Origin of the sequence: Calothrix sp. NIES-3974 (genome assembly GCF_002368395.1) — a bacterium.
In the GTDB taxonomy this organism is placed as follows: domain Bacteria; phylum Cyanobacteriota; class Cyanobacteriia; order Cyanobacteriales; family Nostocaceae; genus NIES-3974.
In genome coordinates this window covers 877,618-900,201 of the sequence record NZ_AP018254.1, presented here as the reverse complement: position 1 = coordinate 900,201, position 22,584 = coordinate 877,618, and the positions used below count along the sequence as shown (strand labels likewise).

The 22,584-nt window shown below is 43.2% G+C and carries 15 protein-coding genes; 6 read left to right on the top strand and 9 right to left on the bottom strand.

The annotated features are described in order from the left end of the window. Positions 1-63 precede the first annotated feature (63 nt). On the bottom strand, positions 64-1,137 hold the full coding sequence (locus CDC37_RS03475) for a chlorophyll a/b binding light-harvesting protein (RefSeq protein ID WP_231943213.1): 1,074 nt from the start codon (positions 1,135-1,137) through the stop codon (positions 64-66). A 2-nt stretch (positions 1,138-1,139) separates the two neighbouring features. Next, on the bottom strand, positions 1,140-2,171 hold the full coding sequence (locus tag CDC37_RS03470; protein WP_442861061.1) for a chlorophyll a/b binding light-harvesting protein: 1,032 nt from the start codon (positions 2,169-2,171) through the stop codon (positions 1,140-1,142). A 661-nt stretch (positions 2,172-2,832) separates the two neighbouring features. Between CDC37_RS03470 and CDC37_RS03465 the strand changes: the two genes are divergently transcribed. From CDC37_RS03465 to CDC37_RS03455, 3 genes are all read left to right on the top strand, one after another. Beyond that, positions 2,833-3,870 (top strand): chlorophyll a/b binding light-harvesting protein, encoded by a 1,038-nt coding sequence (locus CDC37_RS03465; protein ID WP_096620506.1) that lies wholly within the window; start codon positions 2,833-2,835, stop codon positions 3,868-3,870. A 70-nt stretch (positions 3,871-3,940) separates the two neighbouring features. After that, positions 3,941-4,909: a chlorophyll a/b binding light-harvesting protein gene (locus CDC37_RS03460; RefSeq protein WP_096620505.1), complete on the top strand. Its 969-nt coding sequence runs from the start codon at positions 3,941-3,943 to the stop codon at positions 4,907-4,909. Positions 4,910-5,037: 128 nt separating this feature from the next. Further along, complete coding sequence (locus CDC37_RS03455) at positions 5,038-5,337, top strand: hypothetical protein (protein ID WP_442861060.1); 300 nt, start codon at positions 5,038-5,040, stop codon at positions 5,335-5,337. On the opposite strand, the gene CDC37_RS03450 is transcribed toward CDC37_RS03455, so the two are convergent. From CDC37_RS03450 to CDC37_RS03420, 7 genes are all read right to left on the bottom strand, one after another. Continuing rightward, complete coding sequence (locus tag CDC37_RS03450) at positions 5,310-5,957, bottom strand: retron system putative HNH endonuclease (RefSeq protein WP_096620503.1); 648 nt, start codon at positions 5,955-5,957, stop codon at positions 5,310-5,312. The two genes, CDC37_RS03455 and CDC37_RS03450, sit on opposite strands and share 28 nt — an antisense overlap. 62 nt (positions 5,958-6,019) lie before the next feature. After that, on the bottom strand, positions 6,020-7,270 hold the full coding sequence (locus tag CDC37_RS03445) for an AAA family ATPase (protein ID WP_096620502.1): 1,251 nt from the start codon (positions 7,268-7,270) through the stop codon (positions 6,020-6,022). A 373-nt stretch (positions 7,271-7,643) separates the two neighbouring features. Beyond that, positions 7,644-8,369, bottom strand: a complete 726-nt coding sequence (locus CDC37_RS03440) for an LOG family protein (RefSeq protein WP_096620501.1) — start codon at positions 8,367-8,369, stop codon at positions 7,644-7,646. A gap of 145 nt (positions 8,370-8,514) precedes the next feature. Next, positions 8,515-11,604 carry an MFS transporter gene (locus CDC37_RS03435; RefSeq protein WP_231943212.1) on the bottom strand — a complete coding sequence of 1,030 codons (3,090 nt, stop codon included), beginning with the start codon at positions 11,602-11,604 and terminating at the stop codon, positions 8,515-8,517. A gap of 533 nt (positions 11,605-12,137) precedes the next feature. After that, positions 12,138-12,962: a bifunctional hydroxymethylpyrimidine kinase/phosphomethylpyrimidine kinase gene (thiD, locus tag CDC37_RS03430; protein ID WP_096620499.1), complete on the bottom strand. Its 825-nt coding sequence runs from the start codon at positions 12,960-12,962 to the stop codon at positions 12,138-12,140. Between the two features lie 140 nt (positions 12,963-13,102). Further along, the gene (locus CDC37_RS03425) at positions 13,103-14,365 is read right to left on the bottom strand and encodes a mannosyltransferase family protein (RefSeq protein ID WP_231943211.1); all 1,263 of its coding nucleotides are present in this window, start codon (positions 14,363-14,365) and stop codon (positions 13,103-13,105) included. Between the two features lie 130 nt (positions 14,366-14,495). Further along, complete coding sequence (locus tag CDC37_RS03420) at positions 14,496-14,909, bottom strand: hypothetical protein (protein ID WP_096620498.1); 414 nt, start codon at positions 14,907-14,909, stop codon at positions 14,496-14,498. Positions 14,910-15,226: 317 nt separating this feature from the next. Between CDC37_RS03420 and CDC37_RS03415 the strand changes: the two genes are divergently transcribed. The 3 genes from CDC37_RS03415 to CDC37_RS03405 all read left to right on the top strand — a co-directional run bounded on the left by CDC37_RS03415 (position 15,227) and on the right by CDC37_RS03405 (position 22,578). Next, complete coding sequence (locus tag CDC37_RS03415) at positions 15,227-17,155, top strand: S8 family peptidase (protein ID WP_096620497.1); 1,929 nt, start codon at positions 15,227-15,229, stop codon at positions 17,153-17,155. Positions 17,156-17,449: 294 nt separating this feature from the next. Beyond that, positions 17,450-17,677, top strand: coding sequence for a hypothetical protein (locus tag CDC37_RS03410; RefSeq protein WP_096620496.1), 228 nt, complete (start codon positions 17,450-17,452; stop codon positions 17,675-17,677). Between the two features lie 299 nt (positions 17,678-17,976). Beyond that, positions 17,977-22,578, top strand: coding sequence for a two-partner secretion domain-containing protein (locus CDC37_RS03405; protein WP_157780631.1), 4,602 nt, complete (start codon positions 17,977-17,979; stop codon positions 22,576-22,578). Positions 22,579-22,584 lie beyond the last annotated feature (6 nt).

Genomic DNA, 22,584 nt, shown 5'->3' with positions numbered 1-22,584 from the left:
GTTTCTGGGGTTGACGAAAAATCCAGTTAGTTAGAGTAATCCAAAATCTAAAATCTAAAATCTCTACTGATAAATTCCCGGTGCTTGCACCATATCACCAGTTTGAAAATCAAATCCATTGGCATTTAAACGAGCGCGAATTGCGTGCCAAATATGACCACACAAAAATAAACTGGCTAAAACCAGGTGGGAAGTTGCTAACCAACCTCGTACTGTCACCACACCTGTTGTGGTTTCAATCACACCCACAGGACCATAAAACACCTCTGGATAGACTGTATTGTTGACAGTGACAAAGTAGGCTGCAAAAAATCCCATATAAGCCAATGCTCCTAAACTGTAGGATAAATAGGCTTCCCCTGACCAGACAAAGATTTTTTGTGTCCAGGGTAAGGGACTACTAATCAAATGCCAAGTACCACCCAGAATACACATCAATCCCACCCAAATATGACCACCAACAACATCTTCTAAATTGTTGACCGCAGCCATTCCCGCTAGTCCATGTACCGGGAACAAATAACTAAATATGACAAAGGGATTCAAGGTCGGATTACTAATGATCCGCACCTGACCACCATTGAACCAAGGGTCAAATAAACCACCCCAAAACATCGCCTTTGCCACTAATAACCAAGCTCCAATCCCCAGTAAAATCAGGTGAATACCCAGAATACTGGTCATCTTGCGTTGGTCTTTCCAGTCGTAGCCAAAAAAACCAGCAAAGCTTTGATTGCGGGATAATACGGATTCACCTAATAAGGCATGGTAAATGCCACCAGCACCTAGCACTGCTGAACTGATTAAATGAAATACCCCAATCACAAAATAGGGATAGGTATCAACAATTACTCCTCCCTTACCCACTCCCAAACCCAAAGTTGCTAGGTGGGGAATCAAGATTAAACCCTGTTCATAGATAGGTTTAGCGGCATCATAACGGGTAATTTCAAATAAAGTCATCGCTCCAGCCCAGAGGACAATCAATCCCGCATGGGCGACATGGGCACCTAGTAGTTTCCCGGAAAGTTCGGCAAATCGAGCATTGCCATTCCACCATCCCGCATCTGGAATTGAAGAGGTGATTCCATCCAAATTATTGACCGTGTTTACCGTATCCATTGTTGCAGTAGTCATATTTAGGCAACCTCTCCCCGCGTTGAACGAATCAATTTACCTTGCTCAAAACTAAATCCAGCAGCTCTGAGTGCGTGCCAAAGATGACCCTGGAGGAAGAAAAATCCTAACCAAAACTGGGTATTGGCTAACCAAACACGGGATGAAAGTAGATCCCCGTTGCCAAAATAGGGAAAGCGGTCGAAGCCGATATTTAACGCTGGACCATAAAACTCCACCGGATAGACCAGAGTATTCACACTCACAAAGTAGGTGGCGATAAAACTCATCAATGCCACTGCTCCTAAACTGTAGGATAAATAGGCTTCCCCCGACCAAACAAATAGGCGTTTTGCCCAGGGGAACGGTTCAGTGACAATGTGCCAAAGTCCACCCCCAATGCAGAGTATCCCCACCCAGATGTGACCACCGACGACATCCTCTAGGTTATTGACACTCGCGAGCCAATTCTTACCAACTGCACCAAATACATACCCAAAAATTGCGATCGCATTTAAATTGGGATGGTCAATGACTCTGACTTCACCGATAATCGGGTCATACAAACCACCGTACAGCATAGCTTTGGCGACAAATAAACCAGCACCCACACCCAGCAACACTAGGTGAATGCCCAAAATGGTCGTCATTTTTCTGGTATCATTCCAGCGATAACCAAAAAAACTAAATTGGTCTTCGAGGGTACTTGGTCCACGCAGAGCATGGAAAATCCCTCCCAACCCCAAAAACGCAGAACTAATCAGATGCAAAACCCCAATCACAAAGTAGGGATGGGTATCTACCACCTGTCCCCCACTACCTACTCCCCAACCCAAGCTGGCTAAATGGGGTAGCAAAATTAAACCCTGTTCATACATGGGTCGGGTGGAATCAAAACGGGCTATTTCAAACAAGGTTGTCACCCCTGTCCAAAATACAATCAATCCTGCATGGGCGACATGGGCACCCAATAATTTCCCTGATAAGTCGGCTAAACGAGCATTTCCAGCCCACCAGGGTATTTGATTGGATGTACTAATTGCCATGTCTGTCATGGCTTTACCTCCTATAGGTTACTTTTCACTACTTAATGATTAACTCTCTCAATTAAGCCTTGAAAGGTATCCTAGCAAACTTGTTGATATTATTTATCATTTACTTCGTTAAGTTATATTAAAAAAATGAGAGTAAATTCCGGGATGATTTACCCTCCGCATCTAGCTTCCATACGCAAAAGTCATTAAAAATTTTCAATTTCTCGCCCTATTCCCCTACAGACGCGACATGTCGCGTCTCTCTCACCTCTGAAACCAAAAGATTATGTTCCGGTGTCACCCTATCCAGGGGAATTAAGATAAAATTGCAATTAGTTTCCAGCCGCTCATACATCTATGGAAACAGCAATAAACTGGAATTAGCTGAATTCATTTTTGGTTTATATGTAAGCCAGACAATGGATTTAGCTTTTTTTTACAGGCGCGATACTGGGCAAGAGTTGGGAGGCGATCGCGCAATTTATCTCGGCTTTTGACGAAAAATTAATTTTTGTAAATCAAAATTAATTTAAAAATATTCTCAACAATCAAAATTCATGTTAAAGATAAATTAGTGGGGTAAATCCTCGACCAAGCCTTTTAGCTTTTGAGAAAAATTACTGCTATTTTGCCAAAATTTTGATTGTCAAATCCATAAATGATAAGGGAGTAAGCATCAATAATGCAGACATACGATAATCCCCAGGTCAAATATGATTGGTGGGCAGGAAATGCGCGTTTTGCCAATCTTTCCGGCTTATTCATCGGCGCTCACGTCGCTCAAGCAGCCTTGACGATGTTATGGGCTGGTGCGTTTACATGGTTTGAAATTTCTCGCTACAACCCAGAGATACCAATGGGAGAGCAGGGATTGATATTGTTACCACACCTGGCCACTTTAGGCTTTGGTGTAGGGGAAGGGGGAGTAGTTTTAGATACCTATCCCTACTTTGTCATTGGCGCTCTACACCTGATTTCTTCGGCGGTATTAGGTGCAGGGGCATTATTTCATACCTTCAAAGCACCATCAAATTTACGTGATGCCAGTGGACGCGCTCGTAAATTTCATTTTGATTGGGATGACCCGAAAAAACTGGGATTTATCCTCGGACACCATTTGTTGTTTTTAGGGGTTGCGGCTTTACTATTGGTTGGTAAAGCAATGTTTTGGGGTGGAATTTATGACGCAACCATTCACAACGTGAGAACGGTTGTGAATCCGACCTTAAATCCCTTGGTAATTTTTGGTTATCAAACCCATTTTGCTAGCGTCAACAACTTGGAAGACTTGATTGGTGGTCATATTTACGTTGGTTTGATGTTAATTGGTGGTGGGGTTTGGCACATAATTAAAGAACCATTTCCTTGGGCAAAAAAACTCCTGATTTTCTCTGGTGAAGCGATTCTTTCCTACTCTTTAGGTGGTATTGCGTTAGCAGGATTTGTCGCTGCCTATTTTTGTGCGGTAAATACCCTTGCTTATCCAGTTGAATTCTACGGAAATGTGTTAGAGGTGAAGTTAGGCGTTAGTCCCTATTTTGCCGATTCCGTGAAGTTGGCAGATGGAGGTTATACCGCTAGAGCTTGGTTAGCAAATGCTCATTTCTTCCTCGCTTTCTTCTTCCTCCAAGGACATTTGTGGCACGCATTGCGAGCAATCGGAGTTGATTTTAGAGAAGTTGAAAAGTCTTTGAATGCAGTGAATACAGTGAATAGTTAATCAATTGTAGAGACGACCCGTAGGGTCGTCTCTACGGAAATCCAAAATCAAAAGGGGGTAATATCAAATCGTGACAATTTCTATTGACAAAAGTTTTGCTGCTGATACTAACTTTTCCTGGCTAGTGGGAAATGCTCGCTTAACAGATTTATCTGGACAATTATTAGGCGCTCATGTTGCTCATGCTGGTTTAATTATGTTTTGGGCTGGAGCAATTACTGTTTCCGAAGTAACTAGATATATTCCTGGTGTTCCTTTGTATGAACAGAAAATGATTTTGTTACCCCATTTAGCAACATTAGGATGGGGTGTGGGAAATGGAGGAGAAATTGTTAATACCTATCCCTATTTTGTGATTGGTATGTTGCATTTGGTTGCGTCTGCGGTTTTAGGTGCGGGAGGACTATTTCATGTTTTCCGTTCTGCGCCGATTTTACATAATGCTGGTGGTAATACGGCTAAATTTCACTATGAGTGGAATGACCCTAAACAATTGGGCTTAATCTTGGGACATCACTTGATAATCTTAGGTTGTGGAGCTTTTTTATTAGTTTTAAAGGCGATGTTTTTTGGAGGGATTTATGATGCTAACCTGGGGGAAGTACGTTTGATTAGTAATCCGACATTGAACCCGGCGACTATTTTTGGCTATATTGTTGGTTCTCACAATGGTCAGCAAACGTTTTTAGGAATGGCGAGTGTGGATAATTTAGAAGATGTCATTGGTGGGCATATTTGGGTGGGTTTGATTTTAATTTTTGGTGGTATTTGGCATATTTTAGTGCCTGCTTTTGGCTGGGTGAGAAAGATTTTGCCGATTGAACGGGGGGAAGAGATTTTATCCTACAGTTTGTTGGGTTTGGGTTTAATGGCTTTTATTTCTACTGTGTTTGTGGGATATAATAATATTGCTTTTCCTCTGGAGTTTTACGGTACAGAACGGTTAGGAATGGCGAATATTCAGTTTTTCCTAGGAATAATAGCTTGCTGCGGTTTTATCTGGCATTTTTGGCGAGGAAGAATTGTTAAAGCTGGGTAAATAATGCAGCTGATTAGATTTAGCATATGGTGATTAGCACTAATTGCTCGAACACAGTGAATTATGCTCGTAGGGATTGATAATTGATTTGCCACTACGAGTATTTTTTTAGATATTTTTGAGGATTAATGATGATGACGGTTATTTTTGCGGTTTGTGCTTGGTCTTTAATCGTGTTGACTATTTTTAGTATTTGGCAAACCTTGCAAGCTGGGATTAAGCATGTTCGGAAGTTACATCAAATTCCCTGTGCTAATTGTGAATATTTTACAAATGATTATCGTCTCAAGTGTACGGTGAATCCGATTCAAGCTTGTACTGAAGAAGCAATTTATTGTCGAGATTTTACAGCGAAAACAGCTGCTTGTAATGCAAAACAAACGGGTAGTAGAAAGAGAAATCAAATAAAAAATTGTTGCAGGATATAAAGAATGGCTGCTGCAAAGGGAGTATATTCACCTTGTTCATTCATGTTTTGATAGCTATGGATAAATAATTTAATTTCCTGTTCTTCTAGTCCTTCACAGATGGAAATTGCGGTGTCAATGGCAAAACGACGCATTTTGCGGAGTTTATCGATATTCAGTGCAAGATGCTTAATGGTGGTTTCCGCAGCGTTTGTATAATTGGGGTCATGACTGGGGAGAATATCACCAGCACCAGAAAAACGAAAATAGCTAGCACAGTTAGGATCTAGGGGAGATATCATCAGTTCTTCATCAAACCAGTTAGTTTTTTTGTGTCCGCAGTGAACTGGTCTGGTGGGTCTGTCTTCGTCTTCACCTTGACAGGATGCGATCAGATTGGTGTAGGTAAAGGTGAGGTGGGGATATTTACTTTTGGGACGAAAATGTTCAATGTGACAGGTACGACGGGTTATTTTGATTCCGCAGTAAGCGCAGGTGTAACCTTGTTCTTTGAGTAGGTTTTCATAAACATCGTCTTTGACTCTACGGTCGAAGGATTTCCAGTTGGGGGTTCTATTTCCCCGTTTAGCGTTCCATTTGGTTAAGCTGGTTGGTTCTGGTTTTTTGTGAATGTATCTCATTGGGATTTTGGATTTTGGATTTTGGATTCCCGATGGGTAGGTAGACGCGATATATCGCGTCTCTACCTCAGAATTTGTTGGCGACGGATTAATATGTCTGCGCGGACGAATTCGGGTTCGTCTTCGCCGATTTGTTCGGCTAATTGATGACGGATTTGTTTAGCTGTTTCTATGTTTCCGTTGTCGATGCAGATAAATAATTCTTGAAGTTTGTCTTTGATTTGCTGGGGTCGTTCGGGGACTTCCATGAGGTCTTCGAGGATGCTGTTGGTATCTCGTCCAAAGGAACTGGTGGGGGTGGTTGCGATAATCCCTGTGTCGCTGGGTTCAAGGATGTATACTGATTCTGGTTTGATATGACTGACGACTTGGGGGGAATGGGTGGTTGCAATTAACTGACAATTGGGAAAAGTGCGAGCGATCGCGGGGATGATTTCCCGTTGCCATTTTGGATGGAGGTGGAGTTCAATTTCGTCAATCAGCACAATACCTGTACCGGTGAGGGGATTTTCTAAACTGGGATTTGCGATCGCCAGTCTTCTTGCGAGGTCTCCCACCATTGCTAGTAAACATTTTTCTCCGTCGGATAGTTGGTTGATAATTAGTTCCCGACCGTTTTTGTTGACTGTCATCCGTAAGGGGGAACGGCGAATGCGGAGTTGGGAAAAATCGCTCAAAACCGAGGTAATTGCTTGACGAACTGCTTCCAGTTGGGGATGACGATAATCTGGGCGATCGCGACAGGTTTCGTTTTCCATGTCTTCTAAGGCTCGAAACCATTGGAAAAAGTTATTAAAGTTGATTTGTACTTTGTCTAGTGCTTGGTCATAGGCTGCCACTGGTGCAAAGTGGGGTTTGGTTCGCATTTTCAGGGGAATATCAATTACCGCCCGATTTACGGCATAATAAACTAGTATGGGTAGGTTAAATTGGGGATTGCTGTGCAATTCTGCTTGGGTTTGAGCTACCAGTTGACGCAATTCCAGTAGGTTACTACTAGTTTGTTTGGAACGACGGGTTCTTTGTTTGGTTAGTGACCATTTCACGTCCCCGTTTGCGGTTGTGACTGTAATTTCGTTGCTGGTTTGGGGACTTTGGTCGTAAATATCATCTTCACGGAATAATCTTCCCGATGCATTGGGTGTGTGAATGGGACTAGCAAAGCGGGATAATAATATGGCAATGCATTCTAAAATACTGGATTTGCCAACTCCGTTGACTCCTAAAATTACGGTCGGTTGGTCAGGGATAAATTCTAAGTCTAATTCTTTGATTCCCCGGAAGGATTGGATTGTTAAATGTTTGAGTTTCATCGGTTTTGGTCGAGAATACGGTCGATAGTAGAGACGACTCGTCGGGTCGTCTTTAAGCAGGAGAATGAAATTATTGAGATATATTTTTGATTGATTAGTGCCAATTATTTTTAGGCAGCAAGGTTTTTAAAAAGTTATCTATCATGCATTTGTATAAATGAAATACTCTAAATAATTATGCATATTTATTTTCGAGACAAAAGTAGGTCAGCACACTTTTCTATGTGTAAACAGCAAATTCATAAATTAACTAAAATAAAAATTATTGTAAATCCTAACATTTTATGTTTGTAGAGACGCGATATATCGTGTCTCTACAAACAAATATCGCGTCTCTACAATGATTTTGGTTAGAATACAAAATGCCAATAATCTAAACGGAACAACTTTGCGTCCATTCCTGATGTTTCGTGCTTAATATCTCAACAGCTTCATCAAACGTTTGCACACAAATGGGAATTTGTATATCATGGGGATTAGCCATTGGATAGGTGCTATTAACCATATATTTTTCTGCCCAAATGATTAATTCATCCCACATTTCTCCCACCATGATAAATGGGGTTTGATCAAGTTGACGCACCTGTAATAATTGCCAAATCATTAACGCTTCTAAGGTTGTACCAATTCCCCCTGGAACAACTACAAATGCATTGGATAACAACACAAAATGATGTAAACGGGTAAAAAAAGTTTGATGTTGATAAACATGCTCTACAAAAGGATTGGTTTCCTGTTCAAAATCTAAATCGACTCGAATCCCAATGGATTTTGTGCGGTTATGGGGGTCGGCAATCACACTTCCTTCGTTGGCTGCTTGCATTAATCCGGGTCCACCACCAGTAATGATATCGCACCCTAAATTAGCTAATTGACTAGCGAGGTATTTCACACCGTTGTAGAGGGGTGTATGGGGTTGTAACCTCGCAGAACCAAAAATAGTTACCCGATAGCGATCGCATTTTGGGGGTTGGACTCGTGTCAGGTTATTAACAACTTGCCATAATCCGAGTATTGTTTCTTCGATGATGGCAAAGGTGGCTTCGGTGTCATGTATACTTACTGGTCGGTTGCTTTGATTGTTGTCGTTGATCCCCATTGTGGATTTCTAGTCTCGCTTGCAGAAGAATACAGGATACAGGATACAGGAGACACGATACAGAATACAGGATGCATTGACAATAATCTGAGAAAATAACAGTCGTAGAGACGCGATATATCGCGTCTCTACTGTTAATTTTTCCCTAAATCGATACACCTATATATCCACCACTAGCGGAAGCGATCGCGGAAATCAGAGCGGTGAAGAATAACCACCAGGATGCGACTGCTGCTGCTTTACGGGTTTCTTCGACTTGTTTTTGAGCTTGATATTTGATTTGTTCCAGTCGAATTTGGGCTTCTTGCTGGATGCGTTCGGCTCTTTGTAAAATTTGATTACGAGTACGTTCGATTTGATGTACAATTAGTTCTGCGTCGGCTTGGGAAATATCGTCACGGGAACTGAGGACTGCAATTACCGTGTCTCGGTCAATTTGGGAAAAGCGATCGCGTAGGGCTTCAAATCCAGCTTCGGGGTCGTGGAAGAGGGTGTAAATGTCCTGTTTAATTCCTTCGTAGTTGAGTTCGGGACGTTCTAAACTGTTGAGGTAGTCGCGAATTTTATCCAGGATTTTTTGAATTGAGTTTTGGATACGTAATTGTATCATTTGCAACTTTTCCATCGCTTGGTCACGGACGGCGAGAATTTGGTCGATGGTTTGGTTGATTTCGGCTTCCGAGAGGTCTTCCCGTTGGGAAAGCAAGGCGACAAGGGTGGAACGGTCAAATTGGGATAACCGGACTTTTAAACTTTCCATCCCTAAACGGGGGTCTTGGAGCAATAGTTGCAGGTCGCGTTTAATACCTTCAGGATTGAGTTCGGCTTTGTCGGTGGAACGCAGATATTCAGCGATCGCAGCTTGGAAATTCTGGAATTTTTGTTGGGTGCGGTAGGCGAATCGCTGGGGTGCTTTAGCAATTTCCTGGATGGTTTGTTGCACTTCGTCGATAATTTGATTCACCTGTTGGGGGGTTAAATCGTCCCTTTGGGCTAATAATTGCACTAGGGTGTCCCGATCCATTGCTGCTAAACGCTGTTTAATTGCTCTGAATCCAAGTTTGGGGTTACTTAGGAGTAAATTTAAGTCGCGTTTAATACCTGCTGGATTTAACTCCGATTTGCCTGTGTTGCGCAAATATTCAGCGATCGCATCCATTGTTTGGTCGTATTGAGTTTGGGCTGCATGGACGATTTTCTGAGGAGCGGAGGCGATTGGATGCCATGTGTCTTCGACTGTATCGATGATTTCGTTAACTTGGGTTTCACTCAAATCATTCCGGGTTGTCAGTAATTTTACGAGGGTATCCCGGTCAAATTGTCCTGCGCGTGCTTTTAATAAATTGGCTCCGGTTTCCGGATCTTTTAGGAGGATTTTTAATTCCCGTTCAATGGCAATCGGATTTAATTCCTGTTTACCAGTGTCCCGGAGGTAGGATTGGACTTTGTACCATTGTTGTTCAGCTTTGGCTTTTGCGCGACCAAAGATTTCCGTTGCTTCCTGTAGCACCATATCCCGTGCTGTTTCTAACTCGTTCACAATGGTGGTAATCTCAATTTGCTCCATGTCTCCCCGTACCTCCAAAAACCTTTCCAGGGTAGGACGGTCAAGTTGAGCAAGACGATGAACCAGTTGTTCGCAACTAGCTTCTTGGTCTAGGAGAATCGGTTTAAAATTCAGATTGATTTTCTCCGGTGTGAATTCCGACTTGGGTGTATTGTGGAGATAAATTTCCACCTCATTTAAAAGGGCGATCGCTGCTTCTCGTTCCTGTGCTGCTTCAGCTATGGCTAACACTTCGAGGCGAATACTTTCTAAAATATTAGCAATACTTTGGATTTGAGTTTGGGTGAGGAGACCTTTTTGTTTGAGTAATTTGACAAAATCAGCACGATTAATTTGTCGTAATTGTGACGCAACGATTCCCGGTTCTGCGTAGGGGTCATAGATTAAATCACGAAACTCGATTTGCAGATTTTGGGGTTGAAGTTGCCAATTATAGGCATTGAGTAAATAATTTTCAATATCGCGACGAACCACATTCGGAATCGCTGGTTTGACACCCATTTGACTTGCAACCTGATTCGTTTTTTCTCCCACTAACAGAGAAACAGTTTGCAACCTATCCGCGATTTTTTCCACATCCAAATCAGACAGGTCAGTCCGTCCCATGACAATCCCCATCAACGCATTGAAACCGATGGTTGCAGCTTGTGCTAAGGGACTAGTTCCTTCCTGTTTTTGTCGATTTTGTTGCTTCAGTTCCTGTACTAAACTATCCAATTTTCCACCGAAATCATCCCCCAACAATTGGTCACGGGTTGCGGTTTGGAGGAAACTGCTGATATCATCCAAACTACTGGATTTTGCAGGTAATTGCTGAATTTTTTTCTGCCATACCGACTCTAACTTCGCGGCAATTCTGTGTACATCACGCTTTGATAAATCAGTGCGATCGCTAACTAAATCCACAAAGGTTTGACGATTAATATCCTGCAAATATTCACTATTAACGATATCCTGAAAATTCTCATCCTCCAGCAACTGCTCAAAATCAGCCGCGATCGCTTTTAAGTCTAACTTTGCCGGACGAATCGAATCAATATATTCCTCCACATTTGAGCGCAAAGTATCAGGGTCAATTGCTGCACCCAATTCCCGTCGTACCGCAGCTGTTGCAGCTTCCACCGTTGCAACCACCTGTTTACTTGCAGCCTTTCCCGCAAAAGCCGCAGTTGCAGTTCCCAAAATCGCTTGAAAACCCGAAGTAGCCGTATTTACCACCGAACCAATCAAGGAACCCACCGCAGTCGAACTCACCCATACCAACAGGGAGAAATAGGTAGCCCAAATTACTAAACCCACAATAGCTCCGGAAATTGGTGCAGCAAATAAACTCAATTTCACCGCTAATTTGCTGGCAAAAAATAACGCCAAGGTGACACTAATTAGAGTTCCCAATCCCAGGACAAAACTAATTTTTTTCACCGTCACACCGAAACTATCCCCATCACCATCATTCAGGGATGTAGTGGAGGAACCGGACGCACCTAAAAGAGAAATTCCGCTAGCAATTCCTAAATTAGTGAGTAATAATTGAAAAGCAAAAGCTAAGACAACACCCGCAATTAATGCAGTAAAAAATTGGGGACCACTAAACACCAAAGCCGCACTTTCAGCCGCTTCTGGAGGAGTTTGCACCGTCACCTGAGCTAAAAGGTTATGTGAATACATCTTAGTTTGTAAGAATATTATGTCGAGAAGCATTGACTTTTCCTAATGACTTATACAGACGAAATCTTCAATATCGATGACTGCAACTATCGGTCATTCAACTTTGAATTTCCCTTCAAAATACTAGGGTTTTTATTCTTTCAACTGTAGGCTTCATCGTACCAATACTTCTCTTTATAGAGGTTCTATCCCCAGAATCAATCTGCCGACATATCCAAGACCTATTTAATACCCCATTAACGAAAAAAATATTTCCTTTGATATAACCACAAATCTATCTTTTGGTAAAATAGTATATAAAAATCCAGAGGTCTGTCCCATAAGTTCTGAGGGGTTAATATAAAAGGCGCTATACCCGCAGGGTTGTCCTAGACTAGAGTTACTACGTGCCTTTCTTTACTTATCAAAATTAATGGGACAAAGCACTAGAAGGTTTTTAAAAACTCCTATTTTTCATGCAATCTTGCTGGACAAGAGTTTCAGGCATTATAACTCATCTGAACAGGCTTCTCCGTAGGAGTCATCGCGATAATTTAATTAAAGTAATCCTGACTCAACAAAGGGAAAAAATGACCGACAGGACCTTGACCACTACCGATATTCAAGGCATATTTCAGGGCGTTCGTTACATACAGTTTAGCATTGACTACGGCTGTAAATAAATCCTGTTGTCGAGCCAAATTAGCCGCGATCGCAGCTGATAGGGTGCATCCTGTACCGTGGGTATTTTTTGTCGGGATATTCTCGGTTGTTAAGACTTCTAATTTATTGCCATCAAAAAACACATCTATTCCCCGTGCTTCTCCGCTCATTCCCCCACCTTTAACTAATACAGCTTGGGGCTGTAAATCTGTGAAAATCTTTTCTGCCGCAGCTTTCATCCCATCTAAACAATTAATTTCCCATCCTGTAAAAATTTGCGCCTCATAACGGTTAGGAGTCGTAATTAATGCCCTCGGAACTAACTCATGCTTCAGCAATTTGACAGATTGATCATCAATTAACTGCGCTCCCGTCCGCGACACCATCACCGGGTCTACAACCAAATTGGGAATATTTACAGCCTCCACTTGGGAAACCACACTACCAATAATTTCCCCATTTAACAACATCCCTGTTTTTGCTGCTTGCACACCAATATCATCCACCACCGCTCGAATTTGTGCAGCTACCCCTTCCCCAGAAATGGCATCCACCCGTGTCACACCTAACGTATTTTGCGCTGTCACACAAGTTACCGCGCTCGTACCATGCACACAATGAAAGGCAAAAGTTCGTAAATCAGCCTGAATCCCCGCACCACCACCACTATCAGAACCCGCAATCGTCAAAGCTACAGGAATATTTGGTTGATTCATATTGGCACCCTTTAGATTTTAGATTTTGGATTTTAGATTTTGGATTTAGAATTCAAAATGAAGAAAGGCTCGTAGTAGTCCTTTAGCGCTTTAATCGCTGATCGCTTGTTTGTGGGGAATGCCGGTTTTACCTCCTCAAACTAAGCTAACCAAAAATCCTGGGCAAAGCGAATGCAATACAGGAATAATAATAAACCAAAAAAGCAGATGATTCCCCAACCCCATTTGGGATATTTAGCACAGAGAAAACCAATGGCGATAAATATAGGTGCGATCGCATAAATATATCTGTCTACGGAGGCAGTTAAACCCGTATTCAGCGCAATTCCGTAGGATAAAAAACCATAGGTGGCGGCGGTTAGGGTGATTTTTGGAGCAAAATAAATTAATAAACCTAAACCGCCAAAGATAAACACGAGTTGGAATAGGGGATTGCCAACCATCAACCACAGGATTAACCATAATCCCCAAAAACCGTAACGGACTTTGGTTTGACCGAGTTGATGACGAAAATATACCAGTAACCCCGCCGCACTAACAACGCCTGCAAGTTGTAGCAAATAGTCAGGGTCTTTGATGTATCCAGCAGTTACATTTTTGCCTCCTAGCAAAACCTGGAGTAACATCAATAACCAACCACGAGCCGCAAAACCCGTGGAACTACGCCATCCCCTTTGGGCATGGAGAAAGGCTAAACCATCGCCAAACTGGAACCAACAGAATAAACTAAATAGACAAATACCAATTGCGATCGCACAACTTGCAGCGTAGGCTGGAATCGGTCGTTTCTGTCGCCATGCAGTCAATAAAAACGCTGGAATCAAAGCCACACCAGTAATCCGCGTTGCTGTCCCTAATCCTCCCCAAATACTCACCCAAATATATTGTTTGCGTTCAAAGGCGCGTAATGCCGCAATACTAAATAGTAAAAATAACCCTTCCGTGTACATCACTGACCCGTACAGTGAATAAGGACACCAAGCCAAGGCTGTCGTTGACCATCGAGCAACCTCTCGACCGTGAAATTCTTCTATCCACCAATAGAAGAAAATTAGCGAGAACAAAAAAGCCAGATTATTAATTAACAAACCAGCCTCCACCACCGGAATACCAGTACGGGAAAGTAGCCAAATCAACAACGGATACAGAGGGAAAAAAGCGATCGCATATTGGTTATTGTCTAAATTATTACCGAAATTACTGCCATAATTGTAGCCCTCGACCGCGATTTTGTAATACCAACCACTATCCCAAGCAAATAAGGTATCCCACCAACCTTTTTCCATCACCGTTGGGGTGACAAGCGGCATAATTACCAACATCACCCCAAACACAACCAACCTGCTAGATATCCACATCAAACAGGGGAAACGTATCTTTTCTGGGAGTGATGTTATACTCACTACTCGTTCCATGAGAATATTGATGTGAGAAAAGTTCGTAGTAGCGCTTTATTGTAAAGCCTTTTCGGGACTAGAACCACTACTAAAAACCCCTCATAACTTATGGGATAGATCACTAGTAAACCACTCCCTAACCTCCCAAGCGTCCTTGCAAAAACTTACCCCACTCATTCGCTAGGGGAACTTCGGTAAAGGGAATTTGAACCGGTTCAGAGGAATTTTTGAATCGGAATTCTAAAGCGATATTTCCTGCTTTTGGTGGTAGGGTATCAAACTCGATTGGTGTATTATTAACTAGTAAGCGAACTTGCTGGACATCATCCAAGCAAAAAGTTTGAAGGGAGACCGGGGCATTCACTGCGGGTTTACCCCAGGTAATTAGGTTGTCTTTTTGACCTAAAACTGCGTAGATATCATATTTAGCACGGTCAAAATTTTCCGCCCAAGCCTTATATGCCTCGATTTTTTGATATTCCCTTGCACCTTGCCATGCTAGCCAAAAGAAGATAATTAACAAGGGTAGCCAAAATAGACCGCGTTCCATAGTTTCTGTCAAGTATAGTATTTATAGAAGGGCAGGGGAGCAGAGAGGGAAAGTGAACGATTATAATTGTATATTTCAGCATTCAGACTTTACACGGTCAACAAGTAAGCTTTTCATCTAAACGGTTAACAGTCAACAAAATTAAAGGGGAATATCTTAGGGTGCAAAGTTTAATTTTTATAAACTATTTTCCATATTTTTCCTGCTTCCTGTCTCCTGTATCCTGACGACCGTATTCTTAATTTACAAAATCAGCTCAGTCGAGTTTGTATAAGTTATCGTAGTGAACTATAGGCTTTCATTGTAGATGGATTAATATGCGAAGGCTAATAATATCTGGTTTATTTGTAATTGCATTGTGTTTAACTTTAGTCAACTTTGTCAGTGGACGTGGACTGGCTGTCAAAGGTGAGTATGACACAATTTTGTTGAATTTTCGTGAGGATATTCCCAGGGAAGCGATTGAAAACAATTTGAGTGCGATCGCTAGTTTATTTCAGGTGACACCCAAGTTGGATAATGAGTTTTCCGCGCGGGACAATGTTTATATTATTCAGGGTGATAAAACCCGTCTCCAGGAACTCAGACAGTCTGAGTTTGCCAAAAATACCGAGTATATCGAACCCAATTACATCTACAAACTTCCAAAATTGGGTAATCCGCGCTTTGGTCAAGTGACACGGGTTGGGAATATCCTTCCTGTAAATGCCGACGAAAGTGGGATTAATGACAGTAATACAGAACAGCCAAAGTCTGCTACCGCACCGAATGACCCCATGTATGACCGACAATGGCATATGCAAGCGGTGGATGTGGAAGGTGCTTGGCAACACACCAAGGGTAAAGGTGTCACCGTTGCCGTTATTGATACGGGTATCACTAAAGTTCGCGATTTAGTGGAAACCAATTTTGTTAAAGGTTACGATTTCGTTAACGAGAAGGAAGATGCTAGCGACGATAACGGTCATGGAACCCACGTTGCGGGAACCATCGCTCAAGCCACCAATAACAGCTATGGTGTGGTGGGTGTAGCCTACGAAGCCAGTTTAATGCCCCTCAAGGTTCTCGATGGTTACGGTAGTGGTACGGTGGCTGATATTGCTGAAGCAATCCGCTTTGCCGCAGATAACGGAGCCGATGTCATTAACATGAGCCTAGGGGGTGGGGGCGAAAGTCAGTTAATGAAAGATGCTATCAACTACGCCCATAGTAAAGGTGTAGTTATCGTTGCGGCTGCGGGTAACGAAAATGACAATGGTGTCGCCTATCCCGCCCGATATCCCCACGTAATAGGGGTTTCCGCCACTGGTCGGGACGGAACTAAAGCCGATTATTCCAACTTTGGCGCTGGTGTAGATATTTCTGCCCCCGGTGGAAGCAGTGACGGACCCATCCTCCAGGAAACCGTTGACATGGACAACAAGGGAGAGGGAACCTTCCTGGGTTTACAAGGAACCAGTATGGCATCCCCCCACGTCGCGGGAACCGCAGCCCTAATTAAAGCCAGTGGAGTCAAAGACCCCGACGCGGTAGAAAAAATTCTCCTGCAATCCGCCCAACCCGTCAACGATGATATCCTCAACTATTATGGAGCCGGACGACTCAACGCCGCAGTTGCTGCCCAAACCGCAGCAGAAGGACAAAACTTCTTCCAATGGCTATGGAACAACATCAAGGATATTTTACAAGACTTTTTCCGTTGGTTATGGGATAACGGCTACCTCAACCCCGGATTCTGGATCGATGGTGGTGCGATCGCTCTAATTCCCAAATTAATCATGGTCATCGGTTCCTACCTGATTGCCTGGTTTTTACGCACCTACTTCCCCTTTACTTGGACATGGAGTCTCGCGACAGGTCTCGTTGTCGGTAGCTCCGGATTCTTCCCCTTGAGAATGATCCACGTTTTTGATGTCCCCCACTGGCCATTCCGACTTGCAGGTAGTTCCATCGCCGAACTTGGTAACATCCTCCCCGGAACCGACCCCTTTAACCCCATTTTTGCCAGCGTCCTCATTCCCCTGGGATTAGCAGCTCTACTACTAGGACACCCATCCTGGAAATGGTTCGCCATCGGTTCCACCATCGGGATGACCGCATGTTTAGGAGTCAGCGCCATCTTCGACCCCGCAGTTTGGGGATTAGGTAGCGGCATACTTGCTCGTTTATTTTTAGCCGTGAATGCGATCGCCTGCTACAAACTCGCCCATCTAATTATCTCCAATGAACCGAAAACTGTTTCGTAATTCGTAATAGCCTGCGGCAACGCTTCGCGTACGTAATTATCTCGTCCCTATGCTCCGCGTGGGGACGCATTCCACGAGGGCTACTGCCTCTAAATTCTTCAACTCAACCTACCCAATAATCAGGCTTTTAAGTCTAACTGAACTATATTGATTTATACGGGAGTTTCAGTTGATGATTTATACCAATTTAGAAAAAAATGCGACAGCATAGATATTGGAAACTATATCCAAAATCCATAGACGCATGTAGTGCGGAGCGACCGAAGAGTAATCCAAAATCCAAAATCCCAAACCATGAGTATTAAAATCCAAGGAAAAATCGAACGCCGTGACATCGGTATGGGTGCATGGGCAATAATTAGCGAAGACGGCACAACCTACGAAATTCTACGCGGTGCCGATAAACAATTATTACAAGCTGGACAAACCGTCAATGTCACCGGAACCATCCGCAAGGACGTAATGACAACAGCCATGATTGGCCCTGTCCTCGAAGTCGAATCCTTTGAAATCGTTGAATAAAGGAACAGAGAACGGTTTTTATCTGGTATCACAGATGAATTTTGTAGAGACGCGATATATCGCGTCTCATTTTAGATATCAGTAACCAAACAGAATTATTTACTGAAAGCATTAATTTTTCTGCCCCTCTCCGACATCACCGAAGAGTTGGGGTGAGGTTCATCAGAGTGTTCCCACAAATAGAAGCGATCGCATTTTCCTTGGAGAGACGTAGGAATGCTACATCTCTACATGTTCAACCGGTAGAGCAATCGTGATATATGTGGTTTAATGACGTACTTTCACCAGTATCGACCGAAATGATTAACAAATCATATTTATTCTGCCATCCATGTATTCTATTGGGCTTACTTTTGTGGTCGGGAACACCAACCAATGCCCAAATTATTCCAGATAATACCTTGGGTGCAGAAGCTTCACGGGTGACACCCAATGCGCTTATTAATGGTGGAAGTGCGGATCGGATTGAGGGTGGTGTAATTCGGGATGTGAATTTGTTTCACAGTTTTCGCGAGTTTAATGTTGGTGACGGTCAACGGGTTTATTTTACGAATCCATCGGGAATTCAAAATATCCTGAGCAGGGTGACAGGTGGGAATCCCTCGAATATTTTTGGCACCTTGGGTGTGGATGGTGGTGCAAATTTATTTTTAATTAATCCTAACGGGATTTTATTTGGACAAAATGCCAGTTTAGATGTGCGGGGTTCCTTTGTGGGGACAACAGCAAATAGTGTCCAGTTTGGAAATCAAGGATTGTTTAGCGCTACAAATCCCGAAGCACCACCCTTGCTAACCATAAATCCCAGTGCTTTATTATTTAACCAGATTAATCAAAATGCAGCCATTGTTAATCAATCCCAAGCACCTGCGGGGGTCAGTCCCAATGGTAATAATACAACCGGGTTGCGCGTACCCGATGGTAAAAGTTTGTTGTTGGTGGGTGGAAATATTAACTTAGCAGGTGGTAGTATTAGAGCCTATGACGGTAGGGTTGAGTTAACGGGTTTGGCTGCACCGGGAAGTGTGGGGTTGAACCGGACAGGGGATATTTTCAGTTTGGATGTTCCGGTTGATATCCCGTTAACAGATGTGTCTTTGGGTAATGGAAGTATAATTAGCGTTTTTGGTAATAGGGGTGGAGATGTTGCTATTAATGCTGGTAATATCCGATTTCAAGGTGCAGCCATCTTTGCAGGAATTGGTACTGGTCGGGGAACTGGGAATACCCAAGCTGGGAATGTGAGTTTAAATGCAACTGGTGCTATTTCCCTGGAGCAAGATAGCTATATTGATAATTCGGTGTACGGTAATGGGAAGGCTGGGAATGTATCTTTACAAGCCGGTGGTAGTGTCAATATTGTCAACAGTTTTATTTTCACCAATATAGAAGCTGGTGGTGTGGGTAGTGGTGGCAATATTAAGATTAGTGCAGATTCCCTGTCCCTATTGGATGGTTCCCAACTTTTAGCGATTTTAAGGAGAGCAGACCCGGATACCGGATTGCCAGCAGCCCGTGGAAATGGTGGTAATGTGAATATTAATGTCCGTAATACGGTGAATTTTGCTAGAGGTAAAGATGTCTTTAATGGTATTGCCACCCGACTAGAATCAGGGACGGAAGGAAATGGTGGAAATGTTTTGATTCAAGCTGGAGGTACTGTCTCCTTTGATAATGCCCTCATAACTAGTAGTGTGGAAGAAGGGGCTGTGGGGAATGGTGGAAATATGACGATTAATGCAGGTACTATTACCCTGAAAAATGCTTCCGAACTTAATAGTCGCACCCTTGGGAAAGGCAATGCTGGTAATATTACTTTGAATGCCTTGGGTGAGGTGAGTCTAGATGGTTTGAGGGAAAATCCCAATGATATCCTTACCCGCGTGATCACGGCTGTAATTCCTGGTGGGGAAGGAAAAGCTGGGGATATAGAAGTGAATGCGGGTTCTCTTTCCTTGAGTAATGGAGCTTTTTTGAGCAGTGGCACCATCGGGAAGGGAGATGGGGGAAATATTACTCTCAATATCCAAAATGCCACCGTCCTCAGTAATCAAAGCGGCTTTCAAAGTAATATATTTCGTGATGGTTCTGGTAAGGGTGGGGATATTCTGTTAAATACTGGAAGCCTAACTATAACTGGAGGTTCTAACTTAACAAGTAGTGTGTCAGGACAGGGTAATGCTGGCAATATTACGGTGAATGTCCGTGACAGGATGGAAATGGATGATATTAATAGTAACAGTAATAGTTTGACAGGTATTTTAACCAGTTTATTAACCGATAGTGTTGGTCAAGGTGGTAATGTTGAGATTACCACCGGTTCCCTATTGATGAAAAATGGAGCGCAAATCTCTGCAAATAGTTTCGGTAAGGGGAATGCGGGGAATATCAGCGTCAATGCTCGTGATGTGGTTAGGTTGGAGACCGGTGAGGATAGCAGGTTTTCCAGTCGAATTGATAACTCAATTGGGTCTGACACTGAGGGTAATAGTGGAAAAATTCAGGTGACAGCGCGGGAATTATCCTTCACTGGGGGTAGTGGAATTGCTGCTGCCAATTTCGGTCAGGGTAATGGGGGTAATGTTGAGATTAGGGTGAGCGATCGCGTCAGTTTTGATGGTGTTGGTAGTCGTTTTCGAGCTAGTAGTGGGGTAAGCACCTTCACAACTCAAGGGAAAGGTGGTGATATTTCCATCGAGACTGGAACTTTATCTTTGACTAATGGTGCGAATCTATCTAGTTTTGCCCCAACTCAGGCGGGAAATATTAATATTAATACTCGTGATGCTGTGATTATTGATGGTGTTGGCAGTAATACTATTCCTAGTTCCCTCAGCAGCTCCCTAGAGTCAGGGGGTAATAGTCCCGGAAAAGGTGGTGATATTCAAATTACCACGGGTTCCCTGAGTGTCACTAATGGTGGTCAAATTAATGCCGGTACTCTTGGCAATGGCAATGGTGGTAATATCACAATTAATGCTCGCGATTCCGTGGTTTTTGCTGGTGGAGATAATTCCGTTACTGGAGCCTACACTACGGTGGAAGCAACAGGTGTGGGGGATGCTGGCAATATCAATCTGAAAACGGGTTCTTTATCTTTAAACAATGGCGGACAAATTAGCGCTACAACTATTGGAAAAGGGAAAGCTGGAGATATTGAGATCAACGCTCGCGATACCATTAATATTAGCGGTGTCAATCGCAGCAATGGTCGTATTAGTGGTGTTTTTAGTTCAGTGGGAACGGATAGTTTTGGTCCCGGTGGGAATATCCTAGTTCAATCGCAAAATTTGTTCATATCTGATTCTGGATTGATTAACGCTAGCACCTCTGGTAGAGGGGATGCGGGAAATATCTCCATCAAGGTCAATGACGGTGTGTCCCTAGAAAATTCCAGCTATATCCGTGCAACTGTGGAATCGGGTGCGGTGGGAACTGCTGGGAATATTGACATTCAATCCCGAACCCTATCGGTTGGGGGTGGTTCCCAAATCCAATCGGCTTTGTTCCGTCCCTCCGGAAATTTACCTGGTGCCCAGGGAAGGGGAGGTAATATTAAAGTAAATGCCACAGATACCGTCACCCTCTCTGGCTATAATGACAACGGATTTTCCAGTGGTTTACTAACCATTGCTGACCGGGGAACATCGGGAGATGCGGGGGATATTACGGTGACAACTGGTAATTTTACCGTTAGAGATGGAGCCATTGTCAATGCTGGAACTTCCGGAACTGGTAACGGTGGCAATATTACTATCAATGGCAATAACTTTGCTGCGATTAATGGTGGACAGGTTTCCACTAGTACAGCAAAGACAGGAAACGCAGGTACGATTAAACTAAATATCCGCAACAAAATTAATATCGCCGGAAGTGACCCCAATTTTAGCGATCGCGTTACCAAAGTCAGCCAAAGATTAGCACAGGAAGGACAAACCGATTTAATTACTGATGTCATCCTCAATTCAGATGGTGTAAGTGGAATTTTTGCCAGCACTGCCGTTGGTTCGACTGGTAAAAGTGGTAGCATTATCATCGACCCCACCCAGATTACCATCAGTGATGGAGCTAGAGTATCTGTCAATAGTGAAGGCAGTGGTGATGCTGGTAGTATTTCCATCATTGGCGATACCCTCACCCTCAGTAATAACGGCGTAATTTCCGCTCAAACCAATAGCAGTCAAGGTGGTGACATTACCCTACAGCTAGCCAAATATCTTTTCCTCCGTGGCAATAGTAACATCTCCACCACCGCAGGATTACAACAGGGAGGAGGTGACGGTGGTAATATTAAAATCAAAACACCCGCAATCGTCGCCATCCCCAATCAAAATAACGATATCACCGCCAACGCCTTCACCGGTAAAGGTGGTAATATCAACATTGAAACCCAAGCCCTATTTGGCATTGAACCGCGCTTAGTGGCATCGGACACCAGTAACGACATTACCGCCAGTTCTGAATTAGGGATTCAAGGGGAAGTAAGGGTGACAAAACCCGATGTAGACCCCACCCAGGGATTAGTGGAATTAGCTGAAGGATTGGCAGACCAAAGTGACAAGATTGGCGGATTTTGTCCACGTGATGCGCGGGAAGCAGAAAAAATGGGTGAGTTTACGGTGACTGGACGGGGAGGTATAGCACAAGGTGTTTTCGACCCTCTGATTGGAAGTCACCAACCGGATTTAGCAACTTTCGTCGGTGAAGAGGGGATAAATGAAAATCTCAGCCGTAAACCGGAAGGTTCGACAAATTCCACCGTTGCCATTCCCAATTCAATCGTGGAAGCTCAAGGTTGGGTAAAAACACCTGATGGAAAAGTAATATTGGTTGCTAACTTACCGCAGGCAGATCCAACTAATAATTCGGGAATTTCTGGCTGTGTGATGAGTAAAAAGTGAAGTTGA